The 20742-nt window shown below is 64.8% G+C and carries 17 protein-coding genes; 8 read left to right on the forward strand and 9 right to left on the reverse strand.

Annotated elements, in window-relative coordinates; all coding sequences use genetic code 11:
- Window positions 1-235 precede the first annotated feature (235 nt).
- Window positions 236-1411, reverse strand: a complete 1176-nt coding sequence (locus O1Y97_RS25460; protein WP_268738111.1) for a M20 aminoacylase family protein — start codon at window positions 1409-1411, stop codon at window positions 236-238.
- Window positions 1412-1565: 154 nt separating this feature from the next.
- Here O1Y97_RS25460 and O1Y97_RS25465 point away from each other — a divergent pair, with 154 nt between their 5' ends.
- The 8 genes from O1Y97_RS25465 (at window position 1566) to O1Y97_RS25500 (ending at window position 13021) form a co-directional block, all read left to right on the forward strand.
- A complete protein-coding gene (locus tag O1Y97_RS25465; RefSeq protein ID WP_268738112.1) occupies window positions 1566-2720 on the forward strand; it encodes a M20 aminoacylase family protein in 1155 nt (384 codons plus the stop codon).
- A 224-nt stretch (window positions 2721-2944) separates the two neighbouring features.
- Entirely contained in the window at window positions 2945-3682 is a 738-nt protein-coding gene (locus tag O1Y97_RS25470) for an IclR family transcriptional regulator (protein WP_268738113.1), read from the forward strand.
- Window positions 3683-3700: 18 nt separating this feature from the next.
- Window positions 3701-7552 carry a hydantoinase B/oxoprolinase family protein gene (locus tag O1Y97_RS25475; protein WP_268738114.1) on the forward strand — a complete coding sequence of 1284 codons (3852 nt, stop codon included), beginning with the start codon at window positions 3701-3703 and terminating at the stop codon, window positions 7550-7552.
- Between the two features lie 86 nt (window positions 7553-7638).
- Window positions 7639-9207, forward strand: a complete 1569-nt coding sequence (locus tag O1Y97_RS25480) for an ABC transporter substrate-binding protein (protein ID WP_268738115.1) — start codon at window positions 7639-7641, stop codon at window positions 9205-9207.
- A gap of 57 nt (window positions 9208-9264) precedes the next feature.
- Complete coding sequence (locus O1Y97_RS25485) at window positions 9265-10272, forward strand: ABC transporter permease (RefSeq protein WP_108610281.1); 1008 nt, start codon at window positions 9265-9267, stop codon at window positions 10270-10272.
- Window positions 10269-11165, forward strand: a complete 897-nt coding sequence (locus O1Y97_RS25490; RefSeq protein ID WP_108610280.1) for an ABC transporter permease — start codon at window positions 10269-10271, stop codon at window positions 11163-11165. Before O1Y97_RS25485 ends, O1Y97_RS25490 begins: the two co-directional genes overlap by 4 nt.
- A gap of 1 nt (window position 11166) precedes the next feature.
- On the forward strand, window positions 11167-12204 hold the full coding sequence (locus tag O1Y97_RS25495) for an ABC transporter ATP-binding protein (RefSeq protein WP_268738116.1): 1038 nt from the start codon (window positions 11167-11169) through the stop codon (window positions 12202-12204).
- Window positions 12197-13021 carry an ATP-binding cassette domain-containing protein gene (locus O1Y97_RS25500; protein ID WP_108610278.1) on the forward strand — a complete coding sequence of 275 codons (825 nt, stop codon included), beginning with the start codon at window positions 12197-12199 and terminating at the stop codon, window positions 13019-13021. The genes O1Y97_RS25495 and O1Y97_RS25500 overlap by 8 nt, the downstream gene beginning before the upstream one ends.
- On the opposite strand, the gene O1Y97_RS25505 is transcribed toward O1Y97_RS25500, so the two are convergent.
- The 8 genes from O1Y97_RS25505 to O1Y97_RS25540 all read right to left on the reverse strand — a co-directional run bounded on the left by O1Y97_RS25505 (window position 13022) and on the right by O1Y97_RS25540 (window position 20741).
- Window positions 13022-13699, reverse strand: a complete 678-nt coding sequence (locus O1Y97_RS25505; protein ID WP_268738117.1) for a class II aldolase/adducin family protein — start codon at window positions 13697-13699, stop codon at window positions 13022-13024.
- Window positions 13700-13702: 3 nt separating this feature from the next.
- Window positions 13703-14020 carry an L-rhamnose mutarotase gene (gene rhaM / locus O1Y97_RS25510; protein WP_268738118.1) on the reverse strand — a complete coding sequence of 106 codons (318 nt, stop codon included), beginning with the start codon at window positions 14018-14020 and terminating at the stop codon, window positions 13703-13705.
- A gap of 15 nt (window positions 14021-14035) precedes the next feature.
- Complete coding sequence (gene rhaI, locus O1Y97_RS25515; RefSeq protein ID WP_108610275.1) at window positions 14036-15325, reverse strand: L-rhamnose catabolism isomerase; 1290 nt, start codon at window positions 15323-15325, stop codon at window positions 14036-14038.
- 22 nt (window positions 15326-15347) lie between these two features.
- Entirely contained in the window at window positions 15348-16187 is an 840-nt protein-coding gene (locus O1Y97_RS25520; RefSeq protein ID WP_268738119.1) for a TIGR01459 family HAD-type hydrolase, read from the reverse strand.
- Entirely contained in the window at window positions 16184-17461 is a 1278-nt protein-coding gene (locus O1Y97_RS25525) for an FGGY-family carbohydrate kinase (RefSeq protein ID WP_108610273.1), read from the reverse strand. Before O1Y97_RS25525 ends, O1Y97_RS25520 begins: the two co-directional genes overlap by 4 nt.
- A gap of 1 nt (window position 17462) precedes the next feature.
- Entirely contained in the window at window positions 17463-18524 is a 1062-nt protein-coding gene (locus O1Y97_RS25530) for a class II aldolase/adducin family protein (RefSeq protein ID WP_268738120.1), read from the reverse strand.
- A gap of 103 nt (window positions 18525-18627) precedes the next feature.
- The gene (locus O1Y97_RS25535) at window positions 18628-19734 is read right to left on the reverse strand and encodes an autoinducer 2 ABC transporter substrate-binding protein (RefSeq protein WP_108610272.1); all 1107 of its coding nucleotides are present in this window, start codon (window positions 19732-19734) and stop codon (window positions 18628-18630) included.
- 59 nt (window positions 19735-19793) lie between these two features.
- Complete coding sequence (locus O1Y97_RS25540) at window positions 19794-20741, reverse strand: ABC transporter permease (protein ID WP_268738121.1); 948 nt, start codon at window positions 20739-20741, stop codon at window positions 19794-19796.
- Window position 20742: the final 1 nt, after the last annotated feature.

Genomic DNA, 20742 nt, shown 5'->3' on the forward strand with positions numbered 1-20742 from the left:
TGGCATGTCGCGTGCGGCGCAGGCCCGCCAACCAAATCCGGTCGGATCGGCGCCGCTGGGGCGTTCAGGCGCCCAGACTGTAAGGCGCCGATGTCGCGGCCCCACCCAGCACCAGAACACCAAGCGTTGGGAAGCGCGGTGTCCAGATCAGGATCGCTGCCAACGTGATCGCGATCGCTGCTGCCAAAAGGCCGCGGCCCGAAAGTGAGCGGGCCCAAAGCCCAGCAGTCATCATTCAGCTGGCTGCGCTAGTTCTCCCACTGACGAGCGCTGTCCAGTAGCGAACGCCATGGATGATCGCGTCGTCGTTGAAGTCGTAGGCGGGATTGTGAAGCCCGGCCGAATCGCCGTTGCCCAGCCAGATGATCGCCCCAGGTCGCTTCTCGAGCATGTAGGAGAAGTCCTCGGCGCCCATCGTGCACTGGCAGTTGCCGTTGACCTTGTCCGCGCCGGCAACGTCGGAAGCGACCGAAATCGCGGCCTTCGTCATCTCCGGATCGTTGACGGTGACCGGATAGCCGGGGCGCCAGTCGATTTCCGCCTGAGCTTCGAAAAGGCGCGCGGTGTTGGCGACGATATCCCTGAAACGCTGCTCGACGGCCTGGCGCGTCCTGGCGTCGATCGTCCTGATCGTGCCGCCGACGACGGCCTGCTCCGGGATGACGTTCAGTGCCGCAGCACTGCCGCCGGCGAGATAGGTCACCGAGACCACGACCGGATCGAAGGGATCGACGTTGCGCGAGGCGATCGACTGCAGCGCCGTCACCAGATGCGCGCTTATCAGGATAGGGTCGCGCGATTCGTGCGGCGAAGCGGCATGCGAGCCCTTGCCGTTCAGCGTGACCACGAAGCGGTCGGCGGCCGCCAGCATCGGACCCGGCCGAATGGCGAAGGAGCCGACGGGCAGGCCCGGCTCGTTGTGCATGCCGAACACCTCCTCGATGCCAAAGCGTTCGAGCAGCCCCTCTTCGAGCATCACGCGCCCGCCGGCGCCGCCCTCCTCGGCCGGCTGGAAAATGAGCACGGCCGTGCCGGCGAAATCCCTCGTCGAGGTAAGGTGACGCGCAGCGCCGAGCAGCATCGCCGTGTGGCCGTCATGGCCGCACGCATGCATCTTGCCCGGTGTCTTGGAAGCATGGGCTAGGTTGGTCTGCTCGGCTATCGGCAGCGCGTCCATGTCGGCCCGTAGGCCGATGGTGCGACCGGCACCCAGCTTTCCCTTCACCACCGCGACGACACCCGACGTGGCAATGCCGGTGACGACCTCGTCACAGCCGAACGACCTCAGCTTGTCGGCGACGAAGGCCGATGTCGCGGGCAGGTCGAACAAGAGCTCCGGATGCTGGTGGAGGTGGCGGCGCCACTGCCCGGCTTCTTCCGCAATCGTCTCGATTGTCTCTTGTGCTGGCATGTCTTCCTCTTTCAGGCGGCTGGATCTGGAAGTGTCGGCGCGACGGTCAGTCGACCCGTGCCTCCGTTCACGTCTTCGACGCCCTAGGACGAAACGCTTGCCTTCACAAGACGCCAGTGCCACAGACGGGCAAAGCCACGAATGACGGTCCGCCATGCCTGTGATTGAACAGATCGCCCAGTTCGCCGACGATCTCACCGCGATACGCCAGGATTTCCACCAGCATCCTGAACTCGGATTCGAGGAGCATCGCACCTCCCAACGGGTGGCGGAACTGCTTGAAAGCTGGGGCGTCACCGTCGAGCGCGGCATCGGCGGAACCGGCCTGGTCGGCGTCATCGAGGGTATCAGGCCGGGGCGCAGCATTGGCTTGCGCGCCGACATGGATGCCCTGCCGATGGATGAACTGACCAACCTGCCCTATGCGTCGAAGAACCCCGGCGTGTTTCATGGCTGCGGTCACGATGGCCACACCACCATGCTGCTCGGCGCCGCGCGCTATCTTGCCGGCAATCGCGATTTTTCGGGTCGCGCCGTGCTGATCTTCCAGCCGGCGGAGGAAGGCCTTGGCGGCGCGAGGGCGATGCTGCGCGACGGCCTGTTCGACCGCTTCCCCTGCGACGAGCTCTATGGAATGCACAATTCGCCCTACCAGGGGCACTCCCAGTTGACGATCCGGCCGGGCAAGGCGCAGGCCGGCGCCAGCTTCTTCGACATCACCCTTCATGGCCGTGGCAGTCATGGAGCGATGCCCCAGGCAAGCCGCGATCCGATCACCATCGGCTCAGGCCTGGTGAAGGAGATGCAGGAGATCGTCTCGCGCAACACCGATCCGACACATCCCGCCGTCGTTTCGGTCACGCAGTTCCATGCCGGCTCAGCCTACAACGTTATTCCGGAAACGGCGATCCTGCGCGGCACCTTCCGCTATTTCGACGACGCCGACGGCGTGATGATCGAAAACCGCATCCGCAAGCTCTGCGCCGGCTTCGCGCTCGCCCACGAAATCGAGATTGTGGCCGACATCCGCAACATCTTCGATGTCCTTTCGAACGATCCGGAGCGGGTGGGCAACCTCATCGAGGTGGCGCAGGAGATCGTCGGCGACAAGGCGCAACCGAATGCCGAACTGACGATGGGATCGGAGGACATGGCCGATCTCCTGCGCGTGGTTCCGGGTGCTTTCTTCAATCTGGGGCATGGCGGAACCGTTCCGCTGCACAATTCCGGATTCATTTTCGACGACACGATCCTGCCCGTCGGCGCCAGCCTTCTGGCCCGGCTCGTCGAGGTGCGCGGCGCCGCCTGAGGCGACTGCGCCCAATAAAATCAATTTCTTGATCTGAGGACTTCGCTCAATCCCGGCATCACTGCCGGGATTGGCGGAGCATTGCCTTTGCGATTCGCGATGCCGCCTGTCCGGTGGCATCGGGAAGTCGGCTCATTTTTTAACTTGACCGAATGAACAGACGAGAGCATTGGTTGCATAAAGTGGAACCAGAGTTCCATTTAATGGAACGACTCGGAGGAGCAATGTCGGTCCTGAACAACGCCGCGGATGTGCTGAGGTGCTTCGGCAACGACTGTCCCGACCTCACGGTCTCGGACGTCGTGAAGCTGCTCGGCATGCCGAAGGCCAATGCGTCGCGCCTGTTGAAGGCGATGCGCGAAGCGAACATGCTGGAGACGATCGGCGACAGCCACCGGCATCGCCCTGGCCGCCTGATGCTCGACCTTGCCGCGGCCTACCGTCGTTCCTCGCTACTGATCGGCCGCGCCAGCGAAGTGGTCGCCGAAGCCAGCACCACCTTTGGCCATACCGGATACATCTCCGTGCGCGACGGCAAGGAAGTGACTGCCGTGGCCGACTTCCAGGGCACCAACGCACTGCGCGTCGTCAGCAACATCGGCCGGCGCCTGCCTGCCCATCTCAGCGCTACCGGCCGCTCGCTGCTGGCGCGACTTGGCGACGAGGCAGTCCATGCACTCTACACCGGACATGGCGTGCTGGCCGATCTCACCGAACAGCTCTCGAAGGTACGGCACCAAGGCTTCGCCTATTCGAGCCAGGAGGCGACACCTGGGGTGGACGCCATCGCGATATCGGTCGCCGACCCCCGCACCGACGAAGCCGTTAGCCTCTGCATCGTTTACCCCCACGCACTCGTGGACATCAAAGGCCGCGACGAGATGATCGCTGCCCTCGCCAAAGGTGCGGCCCGCATTGCCGAGGACCTTGGCGACAGCGCCTTCGTCGCACCCCGGATCTGAAGAAAAGGACATCATGTAATGAGTGATCTGCCCAACCGCTGGCGCGTCGGGTTCGACATTGGTGGGACCTTCACCGACTTCGTGCTTTACGACAGCCAGAACCACTCCGTCACGCTTCACAAGCGCCTGACCACGCCTCACGACCCCTCCCAGGCCGCACTTCTTGGCCTGCAAGAGCTGCTTGCCCTGCAGAACATCACGCACCGGGATGTCGGTGAGATCGTTCACGGCACCACGCTGGTCACCAACGCCGTCATCGAGCGCAAGGGCGCGCCGGTCGGCCTCATCACGACACGCGGCTTCCGCGACCTGCTCGAAATGGGCACCGAGCAGCGCTACGACATCTACGACCTTTTCGTTTCCTTCCCCGATCCCATGGTCAGGCGCGACCTGCGCCTCGAAGTCGATGAGCGCATGACGGCCGCCGGCGACGTGGAGACAGCCCTCGACGAAGCGCAGGTTCTGCTGGCAGCGAAATCGCTGGTCGCGCAGGGCTGCGAGGCCATCGCGATTGCCTTCATCCATTCCTACGCAAACACCGCGCATGAACGCCGCGCCGCCGACATCATCCGCGCCGCCTTCCCTGATCTCTCGATCTCAATGTCGAGCGAGGTCGTGGCGGAAATGGGCGAATACCAGCGCACGGTCACGACCTGCGCCAATGCCTTCGTGCAGCCTTTGATGCACCGCTATCTCACCAAGCTGGAGAAGTCGCTGCGCAGCGCAGGCTTCACGGGCTCGCTGCGGCTCATGCATTCCGCCGGCGGGCTCATGTCCCTGGAAACCGCACGAGACTTCCCGATCCGCCTGCTGGAAAGCGGCCCTGCGGGCGGCGGGCTCGCCACCGCGCTGTTCGGCCAGGCAGCCGGGCTTTCCGACGTGATTTCCTTCGACATGGGCGGCACGACCGCCAAGGCCTGCATGATCGAGAACGGCCGCGCCGAAATCTCGCCGATGATGGAAGCCGCGCGCGTCCACCGCTTCGTCAAGGGCTCGGGGCTGCCGATCAAGGCGCCAGTGATCGAAATGATCGAGATCGGCGCCGGCGGCGGCTCGATCGCCGCCATCGACGACGTCGGCCTCTTGAAGGTAGGCCCTCATTCCGCGAGCTCCGACCCGGGCCCGGCCTGCTACGGCATGGGCGGAAAGCAGCCGACGGTTACCGACGCCAACCTCACGCTTGGCTACTACGATCCCAACTTCTTCCTCGGCGGTCGCATGAAGCTTGACCTCGAGGCCGCCCGTGCAGCCATTGCGCGCGTGGCAGAGCCCCTGAACCTGACCATCGAAGAAGCTGCCCTCGGCATCCACAAGGTGGTCGTCGAGAGCATGGCCTCGGCCGCGCGCGTGCACCTGGTCGAGCGCGGCAAGGATCCGCGCGAATATTCCATGGTCGGTTTCGGCGGCGCCGGTCCGGCCCATGCGGTCGACGTGGCGCGCGCCATGGGCATCAGCTCCGTCCTGATCCCGCCGGCATCGGGTGCTGCATCGGCGCTCGGTTTCCTTGCAGCGCCCTTGTCCTTCGAAGGCGTGCGGTCGCTGCGCGTCGAGCTGAAATCAGGTTTTGATGCGGAAGCCGCCAATGGCGTGCTGACGGGCCTCGAAGACGAGGGACGTCACCAGCTTACCCGTTCGGGCATCGCGGCAGCCGATATCGTGGTCGAGCGCAGCGCCGACATGCGCCTTGTCGGGCAGATGCACGACATCAGCGTGCCGCTCCCCAACACCACGCTCGGCGAAGCCGACCTGCCCTCCATTCGCGAAGCATTCGTTCGTGCCTATTCCGCCCGCTATGCCGAGCCTTTCGAGGGCGCGCGCTTCGAATCCGTCAACTTCCGCGTTCGCGTCGCCGGCCCCACGCCGCAGCTTTCGCTCACCGGCGCCACGGGCGGCGGCGACACGGCTGCCCTTATCAAGGGCCATCGCCTCTGCTGGTTCGACGAAGGCGAGTTCGAGACTGCGGTCTACGACCGCTACGCGCTGCGAACCGGCGACACGATCCCCGGCCCGGCAATCATCGAGGAGCGGGAATCCACCACCGTCGTCGGCCCGTCGGATAGCGTGACGATCGACGCCAGCCAGAATCTTTGCGTGCAGGTCGGCGCGCTCAAGGCCGCCGATGCGTTCGTCACTGCTGACATGACGAGGGCAGAAGCGGTGGCCCGCATCAAGGCGGACCCTATCGGCCTCGAGATCATGTGGTCGCGCCTCGTCAACGTCGTCGAGGAAATGTGGCTCACCGTGTGCCGGACCGCATTCTCGCTGGTCATCGCCGAGGCGCAGGACTTTGCCTGCGAACTGCTCGACAAGGACGGAGAGACACTGGCCCACAGCCCGCGTGCGATGCCGGTCTTCAACCTGACGCTTCCCCGCGCGGTCAAGGCGCTGCTGGCACGCTACCCCGCCGAGACGCTCAAGCCCGGCGACGTGCTGATCACCAACGACCCGTGGCTGTGCGCCGGTCATCTGTTCGACATCGCCATCGTCACACCGGCCTTCCGCAATGGCAAGCTGGTGGGCCTGATGGGCACTGTCGGCCACGTCTCGGATATCGGCGGCACCAAGGACTCGCTCCATGCCCGCGAGATCTACGAGGAAGGCCTGCAGATCCCGCCGATGAAGATCTTCGAGGAAGGCAAGCCGAACGAGACGCTGATCCAGCTCATTCGCCAGAACGTCCGCAACGGCGACCAGGTCCTGGGCGACATCTTCTCCTTCGTCGCAGCCAACAAGCTCGGCGCGGAACGTCTCGACGCCTTCATGCACGACTATGGCATGCATGACCTGGGCGCGTTGGCCGAGGTCGTGCAGGGCTTGTCGGAAAAAGCCATGCGCGACGCCATCCGGGCGTTGCCCGACGGCGACTACCGCTCGGTCATCACCAACAACCCGCTCGGCGAAAAGATCACCTACCCGGTTCTGGTGAAGGTCGAAGGCGACAGCATCACCGTCGATTTCGACGGTGCCCCGCCGCAGCTGCCGCAGGGTGGCCTGAACTCGACGCTGAACTACACGGCGGCCCACGCGACCTATCCGCTGAAGTGCATGCTGACGCCGACGGTGCGCGGCAATGCCGGGTGCTATCGCCCGTTCACCGTGAGTGCGCCGGAAGGGTCAATCCTCAACCCGACCTATCCGGCAGCGGTGAACCTGCGCACGCGCACCGGCTGGTATCTCGCGCCGAACATCTTCGCGGCACTCGCCTCGGCCTCGCCGGAAATGGTCCAGTCCTTCACCGGACTTGCCGTGGCCGCAAATGTCTACGGCCAGACCAAGGACGGGCAGTTCTACTCGGACATGCTCTTCTGCGGTGGCGGTCAGGGTGGCTCCGAGCGCGGCGACGGCCATTCCTCTCTGCTCTGGCCGACATCGGCGGCCAACACCTCCATCGAGCTGATGGAAAGCCGCGTGCCGGTTCTGGTAATGGAGAAGGCATTCCTTCCCGACAGCGGCGGCTCCGGCAAGATGCGAGGCGGACTCGGTCAGGTCTTGCGCTTCCGCAAGCGTGACGAGGACGGCCTGGAGATGCTCGTATCCGTCTACCCAGAAGGCGTCGACAATCCGATCGATGGCCTGTTCGGCGGACAGGCCGGCGGCGGGGCGCGCGGACGCGTTCTCTCCACGGATGGCCGCGTGCTGCGCGATTGCGGCACGGGCGAGCTGGTTTCACTGCACCGCACCGACCAGGTGGTGGAACTCGTCCTTGCCGGGGGCTCCGGTTACGGCAATTCGGCGGAACGCGATCCCGCGGCGATCACCCGTGATCTCGCACTTGGTTTCGTGACGCCGGACCATGTGGCGCTCAACTACCGCAAGGAGCCCGGAACTCCCGGTTCCGCCGCGCTTCAGGACAACAAGGCCTGGGCGTAAGTCCGAGCCCTACAAGGCGGCGCCCGGCCGATCAGGCGCCGCCCCATTTTGCAATGACGACCAGACATCCGACATGGAGCAATGCAATGACTGACCATTTCAATATCTCGCGGCGCGGCCTGCTGGCCCTGGCCGGCGTTGGCCTCGCCACCACCGTTTTCCCCCGCGCACTCTTCGCGCAGTCGGGCGGCGTCCTGATCATCGCCGCCGGCCAGGACATCCCCAATTTCGATCCGCACACCGCGACCGGCTATTCGGCGTCCTTCTTCATGCGCAACGTTTACGACCCGCTGGTGCGCATCTCGGGCAATCCGCCCGTGCCCACTCCGGGAATTGCGGAGAGCTGGACGGTCAGCCCCGACGGAACGGAATACACCTTCGTCCTGAACAAGGCCGCGAAGTTCCATTCCGGCAATGCCGTGACGGCCGACGACGTCGTCTATTCCTTCGGCCGCGCGCTCAAGCTGGCCAAGGGCAATTCGTGGATGATCCGCGATATCGTCTCCGCCGAAGGCGTGACGGCGGCCGACGCCGGCACGGTGAAGTTCAAGCTCGCAACGCCGTTCGCACCGTTCCTGCAGGTCCTGCCGTGGATCTTCATCGTCGAGAAGGCGGTGGTCGAAGCCAATCTCGGCAGCGACTCCGGCGAAACCTATCTGATGACCAATACTGCCGGTTCGGGTCCGTTCGCAGTCGCCCGCTTCGAGGTCGGCACGCTCTACCAACTGGCCCGTGCACCCGAGGCGTGGCAGGCCGGCGGCGGCAATCTCGAAGGCGTCATCTGGCAGATCGCGCGTGAAACCGCGACGCAACGGCTGTTGATCCAGCGCGGCGAAGCCCATCTCGCGACCGATCTTACCAGCGAGGACATGGACGCCCTGAAGGATGCGCCCGGCGTTGTCAGCATCATCGAGCCGGAATACCGTACCTTCTCGATCAAGATGAACACGCAGCAGGGTCCCTGTGCCGACATCAACCTGCGCAAGGCGATTTCCTATGCCACGAACTATCAGGCGGTGCTCGATGCAGCGGGTTATGCCGACCTGATGACCGGCCCGCTACCGAACGGCATCCTCGGCTTCAATCTTGATCTCGTCGCCTATCGTACCGATCTCGCCAAGGCGAAGGAGTACATGGCGAAGTCGGCAAAGCCGGAAGGCGGCTTCAAGCTCAAGATGTACCACGTCTCGGGCCTCGAGCAGCAGCGCCGCTGGGCGCTCATCATGCTCGACAGCCTCAAGCAGCTGAACATCGACCTTGAGATCGTGCCCATGAACTGGCCCGACATGGTGACCGCCTGCAAGTCGCCCGAAACCTTCCCGGACCTGTTCCCGGTCTACCAGACGGCGAACTACGGCGACCCGGACAACATCGCCTATGCAGCCTACCACTCGTCGCGCAACGGCGCCTGGCAAAACGCCGTCTACAACAACCCGGAAGTCGATGCCCTGATCGAAGCCGGGCGCAAGGAGATCGATCCGGCCAAGCGCGTAGCGATCTACGGCGAGTTCCAGAAGAAGGTTGTCGACGACGCGCCCGACGTCTTCGGCGTGGTGGAACGCCGCAAGCTTGCCATGCGTGACGCCGTCAAGGGCTACAGCTTCACCCCGGTCGCTTCCAACGCGATCGAGGCGTGGGGCCTGTCGCTCGGCTAAGTCGACTCTTTGGCGGGCCTCCGGGCCCGCCAAAGCCCCAAACAGAGGACATCGGCAATGCTGCGTTTCATCCTGCGGCGACTCCTGCTGCTCATACCGGTCATCATCGGGCTGACGATCATCATGTTCGCCATCGCTCGGCTTCTCCCGGGTGATCCGGTGGCGCTCGCCGCGGGTCCGAACGCGACCCAGGCCGAGATCGCGGCGCTGGCCGTGGAATACGGCCTCGATAAGCCGGTCTGGACGCAGTATGCCACCTATGTGTCGGGCCTCGCCCATGGCGACTTCGGCACGTCGCTCCTCACCCGACGTCCCGTCGCGACCGACATTGCCGCCTACCTTCCCGCCACGCTCGAACTCGTTTTCGCCGCGATGATCATCGCCGTCGCGGTCGGCATTCCGCTCGGCCTCGTCACCGCCGTGTGGCGCAACCGCTGGCCGGACTATCTCGCCCAGGTCGGCGCGATCGGCGCGATTTCCATGCCGCGCTTCTTTCTCGGGCTGCTCCTGCAGCTCTGCTTTGCCATGTGGCTGATGTGGCTGCCGCTCGGCGGCCGCCTGCCGATCGTCGTCATCCCTCCGCCCAGCGTGACCGGGTTCCTGACGATCGACTCGTTGATCGCGGGCAACTGGACGGCTTTCGTCATGTCGCTGCGCCACCTCGCGCTTCCGGCCATCGCCATGTCGCTCTCGCCGCTTGCCACCATCATGCGCATGATGCGCTCCTCGACGATCGAGGTTATGCAGCAGGACTATGTGATGACCGCACGCGCGCTCGGCCTGCCATCCAGGAAAATCATCACCAAATACGTCGCCCGCAACGCGGTCTCGGCGACGCTGACCGTGATCGGACTGTATTTCGGCTGGCTGCTCGGCGGCACGGTGCTGGTCGAGACCGTGTTCGACTGGCCCGGCCTCGGGCTCTACGCCACCAAGGCCATCGTGTCGCAGGACATGATGCCGGTGATCGGCGTGGCACTGGTCATCGGCCTGCTCTTCGTCTTCGCCAATCTCATCATCGACGTGCTCTACGGCGTCATCAACCCCAAGGTCCGCTACTCATGACCACGATGGAGCAGAACACCGCGGACGATCCTGGCACGCCTCGCCGCGACAGGCTGCGCCGTGCCTTCTTCCGCTTTTCGCAGAGCAAGCTGTCGATGCTCGGCGCGGCCATGGTCGCGGCGGTGATCTTCTTCACCATTTTTGGCACCGTGCTCGCCCCCTATCCCGCCCATGTCGCAGGCGGCGTCGATACCGCCTCGCGCTTCCTGGCGCCGTCGGCGGCTCATCCTTTCGGCACCAACGAGCTAGGCCAGGACGTGCTGTCGCTGGTCATGGCCGGCACGAGCGTATCGGTGCTGGCGGGCCTTGGCGTTGTGCTGATCGGCTCGGCCATCGGCACGCTCGTCGGCGCCATCGCCGGCTTCGCCCGCGGCTGGGTCGACGAAGTGCTGATGCGGCTGACCGACCTCACGCTGACCATTCCCGGGCTGATCCTTGCCATGGCCATCGCCGCGGCCCTCGGGGCGGGCTTCGGCAACATGGTCATCGCCATCGCCCTGTCGTGGTGGCCCGGCTATGCGCGGCTGGTGCGCGGCGAGGTGCTGGCTGCGCGCGAGGAAGTCTATGTCACCGCGGCACGCGCGCTCGGCGCCACGCCGAAGCGTATCCTGTTCCGTCATATCCTGCCCAACGTCGTGTCGCCGATCATCGTCAAGATGTCCCTCGACATGGGCTTCGCCATCCTCACCGTGGCGGGCCTCGGCTTCATCGGCATCGGCGTCCGCCCGCCCACGCCCGAATGGGGCACACTGCTTTCGGTCTCGCGCTCCTACATGCCCGACTACTGGTGGACGGCCATGGCCCCGGGCATGGCGATGTTCCTCGCGGTATTCGGCTTCAATCTTCTCGGCGACGGCCTGCGCGACGTGCTCGATCCGAAAGCGAGGCGCTAAGATGACCGCACCTCTGCTTTCGATCCGCAACCTCCACCTCAAGATGTCGAGTTTCGACGGCCGGGCGCATGTCCTGAACGGCATCAACCTGACCGTGAACCGAGGCGAGATCTGGGGTCTCGTAGGGGAAAGCGGCTGCGGGAAATCGCTGACCGGCCTGTCGATTTCGCGCCTGCAGCCGACGCCGCCGGCGCACTACGTCGCAGGTGAGATCCTGCTCGAGGGGCAGGACCTTCTCAAGCTCAGCCAGGCCCAGATGCAGCGCCTGCGCGGCAAGCGCATCGGGATGATCTTCCAGGACCCGACGACCAATCTGAACCCGGCCTTCCGCATCGGCGAACAACTCGTCGACGTGGCGCTGGCCGCGGCGGAGCATGATGCTGGCGTACTCGATTGCCCGCCCAATGCCGGCCGGCGGGCGCGCCGCCTCGCCGCGCGCAAGCTGGCCGGCGACATGCTGGCACGTGTCGGCATTCCCAATGCGCAGGCGAGGCTCGACAGCTATCCGCACCAGTTCTCCGGCGGCATGCGCCAGCGCGTGCTGATCGCCATGGCCCTGATCGGCCGGCCTGACCTCCTCATCGCCGACGAACCGACGACGGCACTCGATGTCTCGGTCCAGGCCCAGATCCTCGAACTCATCAAGAACAGCGTCAACGACTTCGACATGGGCGTCGTGCTGATCACCCACAATCTCGGCGTCGTCGCCCAGACATGCAGCCATGTCGCGGTGATGTATGCTGGAAACATCGTCGAAAGCGGCCCGGTCGCGGCGGTGATCGGCAGTCCCGTTCATCCCTATACGCGCGCGCTGATGTCGGCGATCCCGACCCGGGAAACCAAGCGCGGCATGCTGCGCGGGCTGGCGGGTTCGGTGCCGAACCTCATCGTGCCGCCGCCGGGCTGCCGTTTTGCCCCGCGCTGCCAGTTTGCCTTGCCCGCCTGCAGCGCGGCCATGCCGGCGGCAGTTCCCGTCGGCGACGACCACGCCGCCGCCTGCATCCGCGTGGCCGAGATGGAGACGCTTGTCCATGGCTGAGATCATGCTTGAAATCGACAACGTCTCTAAGATCTACCCCGGCCGTCGCGGCATTTTTGGTGCATCGCCAGAAGTCCATGCTTTGAAGAACGTCTCGCTCACCGTGCGCAAGGGTGAAAGCTTCGGTCTCGTCGGTGAAAGCGGTTCGGGAAAGACGACGCTCACCCGCTCCATCCTGCATCTTGAAACGCCGACCTCGGGCAGCATCCGTGTGCAGGGCCAGGATTTGGGCAAGCTCTCCGATGTCGAATTGCGGCGGCTGCGCGCGCGCGTCCAGATCGTATTCCAGGATCCCTATGCCTCGCTCAATCCGCGCATGTCGGTGCACGACATCGTGACCGAGCCGCTGCTGATCCACCACGAAACGCTTGGCCTGACCCGCAAGCAGCGCAGCGACCGCGCCGCCGAGCTGCTCTCGCTCGTCGGCATGGGCCCGCAGCATCTTCACCGCTATCCGCATGAATTCTCCGGCGGCCAGCGCCAGCGCATCTGCATCGCGCGTGCGCTTGCCTCCGGGCCGGAGCTCCTGCTCCTGGATGAGCCGACTTCCGCGCTCGACGTGTCGGTACAGGCGCAGGTCCTCAACCTGCTGTGCGACCTGCAGGATCGCCTCGGGCTGACCTATTTCTTCATCAGCCACGATCTGGCAGTGGTGCGTTACCTCTGCGACCGCGTGGCGCTGATCAATCGCGGTGAAATCGTCGAACAAGGCGATTGCGCCGACATTTTCGACGCCCCAAAAAGCGACTATGCCCGCATGCTGATCGGCGCGATGCCGGAGGTGAAAGTACCGGCAAACACCGGCCGCGGCGGCTAGCTAGCGCGGACGGGCGACGTCGTTGGTGCCCTCAGCGTCCGGTGCCAGGCCGTAGCTCATGCGGCGCATCTGTTCGATGACGCGCGCCATCTCGTCGTCGGGCAGGACCGGCGGCTCGCCGAGGGTGAGCGCCTGGACATAGATGCGCGACAGTGTCTCCACCTCGATCGCCAGCCACAGCGCATGTTCGAGATTGGTGCCGAGCGAGATCTGGCCGTGCTGGCCGAGAAGGCAGGCGAGCCGGTCCTTGAGCGCGACCAGCGCATTGTCGGACAATGCCTGGGTGCCGAACGTCGCGTAGGTGGCGCAGCGGATGGTTGTGCCGCCGGCAACGCCGGTCATGTAGTGGAAGGAAGGAATGGCCTTGTGATGGCAGGCGAGCGTCGTCGCATAGAGCGAGTGGCAATGAAGCACCACGCTGATGTCCTCGCGTGCCTTCAGGATATCTCGGTGGAATCGCCACTCCGAAGACGGGCGGCGACCGACATATGTGCCGTCGAAATCCATCTCGACAATGTCGTCCGGGCCCATGATGTCGTAGGGCATGCCCGACGGCGTGATCAGGAAGCCTTTGCCTGAGCGCACTGACAGATTGCCAGCCGTTCCCTGGTTGATGCCGCTCGAATTCATGCGCCGGCAGATCGACACCATCTCGTCGCGCAATGCCTTGTCAGTCATGGTCTACTCCAGATGAAAAACCTTGTGCAGCGGCACGACCAGAGGCTCGTTGCGGTCGGTGTACTGCATGATGTCGGCCATGAAGTCCCACCAGCGGCGGTTGACCTCGGTTTGCGGTAGCCTGTCCATGCTGTGGTCGTCGGTGCGGACCAGGGTCGCGAACAGGTGATTGGTCTCGGGATCGAGCCAGATCGTGTAGTCCGACACCCCCGCCTCGCGAAGAGCGGTGCTGAGCTCCGGCCAGATCTCGTCGTGCCGCCTCTTGTACTCGGCGGCCTGGCCCGGGTTGAGGACCATGCGGAAGGCGATGCGCTCTGGCATGTCTGGCCCTCCCCCTCAGACGATGCCACCACTACCACCGGAGATCGCCGGCCGCTCGGCGGCGACCTTCTGGCGGTAGCCGCTAGCACGATAGGCCGCGACCGGATCGATGGCGCCGCCATTGTTAAGCCGAGCCATGGCGAGTATGGGCTCGACATCGGTGCGGTACGCGGCCTTCAGCGTCTGCGTCGCCATCAAGGCGTCGTTTGCCTCCTGGAAGCCTTCGAGCGCCTTGCGATCGACCAGCAGTGCGGCCGCATAGGCGCGCTGCACCTCGACAGCCGACAGCATCAGGCTCTCGATCGGGTCGGTGACGTTGTGGCTCTGATCGAGCATATGGGCCGGGTGAAAATCCTTCGCCCCCGAAAGCTCGGCATCGACCAATTCGTTGAAGACCAGGAACAGGCGGTAAGGATCGATCGAGCCGGCGTCGAGATCGTCGTCGCCATACTTGCTGTCATTGAAGTGGAAGCCGCCCAGCTTGCCGAACTGGATCAGCCGCGACACTATCATCTCGATGTTGACGTTGGGGGCGTGGTGGCCGAGGTCCACAAGGCAATAGGCCTTCTCGCCCAGCTCCTTCGCGATGAGGTAGTTGGTGCCCCAGTCCTGCACCACCGTCGAATAGAAGGCCGGCTCGTACATCTTGTGCTCGGTGAACAGCCGCCAGTCGTCGGGCAGCGCAGCGTAGATCGCCTTCATCGCCTCGAGATAGCGCTCGAAGGCACGGGCAAAATTGACCTGGCCGGGAAAGTTGGAGCCGTCGCCGATCCACACCGTCAGTGCCTTCGACCCCAGCGCCCGGCCGATCTCGATGCATTCGATGTTGTGCTCGACCGCCTGTCGCCTGGTGGCTGCGTCGGCGTGGCTGAGCGAGCCGAACTTGTAGGATTGCTTCTGGTCGCGGGCGTCGGAGAATGTGTTTGAGTTCATCGCGTCGAAGCCTAGGCCAAAGCGCGCAGCGGATTGCTTCAGCCTGTTCGGATCGGCCTTGTCCCAGGGGATGTGCAGCGAAACGGTGGGCGTGGCGCGCGTCAACTGGTTGATGACCGAGCAGTCCTCGATCTTGTCGAACACGTCTCGCGGCTCGCCAAGCCCCGGAAAGCGAGCAAAGCGCGTGCCGCCGGTGCCCACGCCCCAGGACGGGATCGCGACGCCAAAGGCCTCGACTTTTGCGAGGATGGCATCGATGGCAATGCCACGACGATCAAGCTGCTCGCCAAGTGACGCGTAATCGGCGCGCAGCGCCTTTTCGTTCATGGCATTGCTCTTTTCGACGGCGTCGCCTGATATCATCGTTTCCATCACATCCTCCTCCTGCGCAGCCTCACCACGCAAATGTCCGCACGAGAAAATCGGGCGTCGCCCGGTGCTCGGCGAACAGCTGTTCCCGCGCGGCTTGGCTGCTCGTCTCCAGCACGCCGGTCATGACAAGAGCGGTGCAGAGCCCCGCCCCCTGCCCGCCCGCAATGTCGTGCTCGATGCTGTCGCCAACGCAGACGACGCGTGCCAGGTCGGGAGCACCGAGCATGTCGAGCGCTGCGGCGTAGATCTCTGGGAACGGCTTGCCGATCCACGTCACCGCGCCGCCAAGTTCGGCGTAGAGCTCGGCGATGCGCCCGGCACCGAAGCGCGGGCCGACCGAGGTCAGCATGACCTTGTCCGGATTGGTGCAGAGGCACCTTGCGGCTCGCGCGACTGCCGGCTGGAGCAGCCGCCGGTAATCGTCGAGGTCGTAGCGGTCACCCTCGCTGGCTGAAAGCAGCACGATGTCGGCCTCTTCGCCTGCGTCGACCAGCGTCAGCGGCAGGCCCTCGACCGCCGAACGGTCACCATCGCGGGCGATGAGCAGGCAGCGGAGACCCGCTTCGCCGACGAGCTGCTTTCGCAGGCTCTGCCAAGCGACTTCTCCCGAGGAGAGGAAAAAATCCCAACTGCCGGGTACGAAGCCGAGCCTTTCCAGCCGCGTCTCATTCGGCGCCGAGCGCTTGCCCGAATTGGACAGCAGCAGCGTCCGCTTACCGGCTTGCTTCAGCTTCACCAGCGTTTCGACTGCGCCGGGATAAGGGGCCGTGCCGTCATGCAGCACGCCGAACTGATCGAGCATAAAAATCTCGAAGCGGTCGGCCAGTTCGCGAATACCTGAAAGCTGCTGGGCGGACATCACAGGTCTCCCACCGCTTCGAGGCCTATGAGCGCCAGTCGTGCCGTGCCGGCGGCTGCCTCCTGGGAATGTGCCGGCAGGAACGGCACGCCGAGTTGGCGCTGCCGGATCGCGGTCCAGGCTTGGTTTGCCGCGCCGCCGCCGAGACTACGGATTGAATGCAAGGGCGGCGCACCGAGTTCGGTGAGCCTGTCGTAGCCAAGCTTCTCAATGGCCGAGATGCCTTCGAGCATGGCCTTCAGGAAGTCGGCATCGTCTGCAGGACGGGGCTCCAGACGTGGCGCCCAGGCCGGATCAAGCACTGGGAAGCGTTCGCCCGGTTCGAGCAACGGGTAGAAGTCGAGGCCAGTCGAGATATCTGCGTCGATGCCGTTCGACATCCGCGCGATCTCGTCGGTCGAGAAGAAATGTGCCAGCACCTTGCCGCCGCTGTTGGAAGCGCCGCCGGCGAGCCACATGCCGTTGATGCGGTGGCTGTAGATGCCGAAGTCGGGCGCGAAGATGGGCCGGTCGCAAAGCAGCTTGAGCGTCAGCGTCGAGCCCAGAGCCGTGACGCCATCGCCCGGCCTGTCGGCGCCGGTCGCCAGGAACGAGGCGCAGCCGTCGGTGGTGCCGGCAATGATCTCGACCTCCTCGCTCAGTCCGAAGGTGCTGGCCATCTCCGGCGCGATGGTCTCAATCGGCGCGCCCGGAGCCACGACGCGCGGCAGAAGCTCGGTTCGGAGTCCGGTCGCGGCGATCCACTCCGGCCAGTGTCGGTCGATCGGGTCGTAGCCGGTCTTCAGCGCGTTGTTTTCGTCGGTCGTGCCGAAATGACCGGCGAGCCGGCCCGCGATCCAGTCAGCCTGGTGCAGGATTTTTGTCACCCCCGGCACCGACTGGAAGACCAGCGCCTTGGCAAGCCCGGAGGTGGCGCCGTGGGCACCGCTTTCGGCCGGGATGACGGCAGCGATGCGGGCAAGCAGCGCGGCATCGCTGACCTTGTCGTCATACATCAGCGGCTCGGCGAGCGGCGTTCCATCGACATCGACCGGCAGCAGCGTGCCGGAGGTGGCGTCGACGGCAATCGCATGGATCCAGGCGCGGTCGACCTTGGCAAGCACTGCGCGCAATGCCGCTTCGACCGCCTGCCACCAGATCCTTGGCTCGCGCCGGCTGGCGCCGAAATCCGCGAGCCTTGCCGCCCCTTGCGCCACGATCTCGAAGTCAGGCGTCATGGCCACGGCGCGGGCGCCTGACGTGCCGAGGTCGATGCCGATGGCAAGCGGGGTGTTCATCTCAAGCGGTCTTCTTGGCGGCGGCCCTGCGGGCCAGGTCCTGCCGGTACTTTTCGGCGTCCCAATCGGTCAGTTGGAGGTGCTCCTCAAGCGTCAGTACACGCACCGGCGCGGCTTCCTGCAGACGCGCCAGCACATCGGCAAGGCAGCGGGCCATGGCGTCGGCACCCGGCGTCGCGTCGTCGCGCATCAGGATGCCCTCGCCGGGAAACAGGATCGAGACCGGCGATGTTCCGAGGCGAGCAACGACGGCAGACGCGTCCTCACCATCCTTTGCGATGACCGAGCCGGTACCGAGGAAGATCACATGGTCGGGATAGAGGCTGCCCTTGGCGGCCAAGCCGGTGCTTTGCGGGTCGGTCGCGGCGGCATGGGCGGCTTCCGGTTGTGGAAGCCGGTAGCCGGTGCCGGCGGCACGTTGGACAAGCTGGTCCAGACGAGGCCCGGATGCGGCGCGCGGTACGATCCGCAGCCTCGCCTTGACATCGTCGAGCAAGGCTTCGGCCTTGGCGACCGTTTCAGCCGCAACGACCAGCCCGTGATTGGCGAGGATCAGCACATCCGGCCGCTGGGCGCGATGTTCAGCAATGGCGAGCGCAAGCGGCAGGCCTGGCCGCGCATAGGGCACATAAGCCCAATTGAGCCCGGCAAGACGCGGGCCGACCTGTTCGATACAGTCGCTGCGCACGGCATGGGCGATGGTGTCGACACAGTGGACGTGCAGCACGACACGCTGCGGCATCAGCGCGTGTACAGTTGTCTCGATCGACGGGCGCAAGCCGGAACTGTTGAGAGCCGCAATCGTGAACTGATGCGCCTGCTCGGCCGCGGGATCGATCGCTTCGACCGCAGCAATCAACGGCGCCATCTCCACCGGCACCATGATGTCGCGCTCCAGCGCATGCACCAGCCAGGTGCCGGACGCCTTAATCCAGAGCGTGCCGCCGACCTTGAGAGACGTGTTGCCGCCGGCGCCTTGCGTCAGCAGCGGGTCGCTACCGATACGGGCCGACACGGCTTTCAGCTCTTCGAGTTCGGCTTGCCAGCCGGCCGATTCTGGCATGGCGTTTTTCCCTTCCATTGCAGTGGCGGAGCTGGCCGGCGGTGATGTCGCCGGCCAGCTCCGAGAATTGGAAAGACGCGCGAGCGCGTCTCCCGTTTCGACCTCAGAAGTCGAAATTGTTGATGTTGTCCTTGTTGAACACCGTCGGCGCGCCGAGCAGGATCTCCGAGCCGTTGATGACGGAGAGATCGCCGAGCTTGCCGGCCTTCACCGAGGTCGCGCCCGATGCCAGCGTGCCGTCCGCTGTCGCGCGCAGAACGTAGGCCGCGGCATAGCCGAGGTCGACAGGGTTCCACAGAACCACCGACTTGACGCAGCCGGCGCCGACATAGGGCTTCATCGCGTTCGGCGTAGCGAGGCCGACAACGGCGACGCTGCCGCATTTCTTGGCCTGGGTCACGGCGTCGGCAGCGGCCGGCGTCGCCACGCTGGTCATGCCGAAGATGCCCTTGAGCTCGTCGCCATACTTGTTGATGAGCGTGTTCGACTGGTTGAAGGACAGGATGTTGTCTTCCTGCGCCTCGACCGTCTCGAGCCACTTCATCTTGGGATGGCACTTGGCCTGGTAGGCGGCCATCTCGGCGATCCAGCGTGCCTGGTTCGGCGTGGTGAAGGTCGAGGTGACGATGGCAAACGCACCCTCGTCGCCGATTTCGGCGGCCATCGAGTCGACCATCGCCTTGGCGATGCCGTTGAACTCGGCCTGGTTGACGAACCACTGGCGGGCGTCAGGCGTCGAGTTGGCATCATAGCCGACGACGTTGATGCCGGCGGCGAGCGCCTTCTTCAGCACCGGCGCAATAGCGACCGGGTCGTTGGCGGCGAACAGGATGCCGTCGACACCTGAGGTGATGTAGTTGTCGATGAGCGTGACTTGGTCGTCGATGTTGGCCTTGGACGGACCGTCGGTCTTGGCGTCCATCGAGCCCATTTCCTTGGCCGCGTCGGCGATGCCCTTGGACGTGGCATTGAAGTAGCCGATGCCGATAAGCTTGGGCACGTCGACGACCTTGATCGTCTTGCCCTTGCGGTCGGGCGCATTGGTCGGCTGGCCGCCATCGTAAGGCTTGGCCGCAGCAGTGGCCGGGGTGGCGTCACAGGCCAGCGGGTTGGTGGGCAGGTCGTCGCCGCCCGTCCAGACGGACTGGGCATGGCTGAGGCTTGTCGAGACGGACAAGGCCAAAAGCGCAGAAAACACTATTTTACGCATTCCATCCTCCAATTGATCGTCCGGACACTTTAGAGCGGCAGTGAAGGACGTTTCTCTCCCTAGGTTCGAGTGCCGCTCCTCTCGAAGAGGTTGCTGGCGAGGATCGCCAGAATAAGAACGGCGCCGATCAGCATGATCGTGCCGTCACCCTTGACGCCTGCAAGCGACAGGCCGTTCTTCAGCGCCTGGATGAGGCACAGGCCGATGATCGTGCCGACGATCGTGCCACGCCCGCCGAAGATCGAGGTGCCGCCAAGCACCACGGCAGTGATGGCGTCGAGCTCGATGCCGGTGCCCATGTCGGAGCGCGTGGTCGAAACCCGCGACACGAAGATGACGGCGGCAACCGCAGCGGCGAAGCCCGAGGCGGTGTAGAGCGCAAGCTTGGTCTTTTCGACCGACAGGCCGGAAAAGCGGCTGGCGACCTCGTTGGAACCCACGGCGTAAACCGTGCGGCCCCAGGTTGTGTAGGCGAGGATGATCGAGGCGACGACAGCTGCGAGAAACAGGATCCAGAGCTGCGTCGGCACGCCGAGCACGTCCTGCTGGCCAAGTACGTAAAACCATTCGGGGTAGCCGCGCACCGAGCGTGCCTGGCTGATGCCCTCGGCAAGACCGCGATAGAGTGCCAGCGTCGCCAGCGTCGCGATTAGCGGCGGCACGCGGAAGCGCGTGATGATGACGCCGTTGACGAAGCCGGCGAAGGTACCGGCGGCAATCGCAGCAGTTGCTGCTACCGGCAGCGGCAGGCCGACATTCTGCCAGAACACGCCGGTCAGGATGGCGGTGAGCCCGAGGATCGAGCCGACAGACAGGTCGATGCCGCCGGTGGCGATGACGAAGGTCATGGCAATGGCGATCAACCCGATCTCGGTCATCAGCCGGCCCTGGTTGAGCAGGTTGTCGACGGTGAAGAAGCGGTCCGACTGGAAGGACAGCACGATCAGGACGACGACCAGCAACAGTGCCAGCAAGGTCTCGTGGCGGATGAGGGATTTCACGTTCATC

Origin of the sequence: Aminobacter niigataensis (assembly GCF_946995915.1) — a bacterium.
In the GTDB taxonomy this organism is placed as follows: domain Bacteria; phylum Pseudomonadota; class Alphaproteobacteria; order Rhizobiales; family Rhizobiaceae; genus Aminobacter; species Aminobacter niigataensis.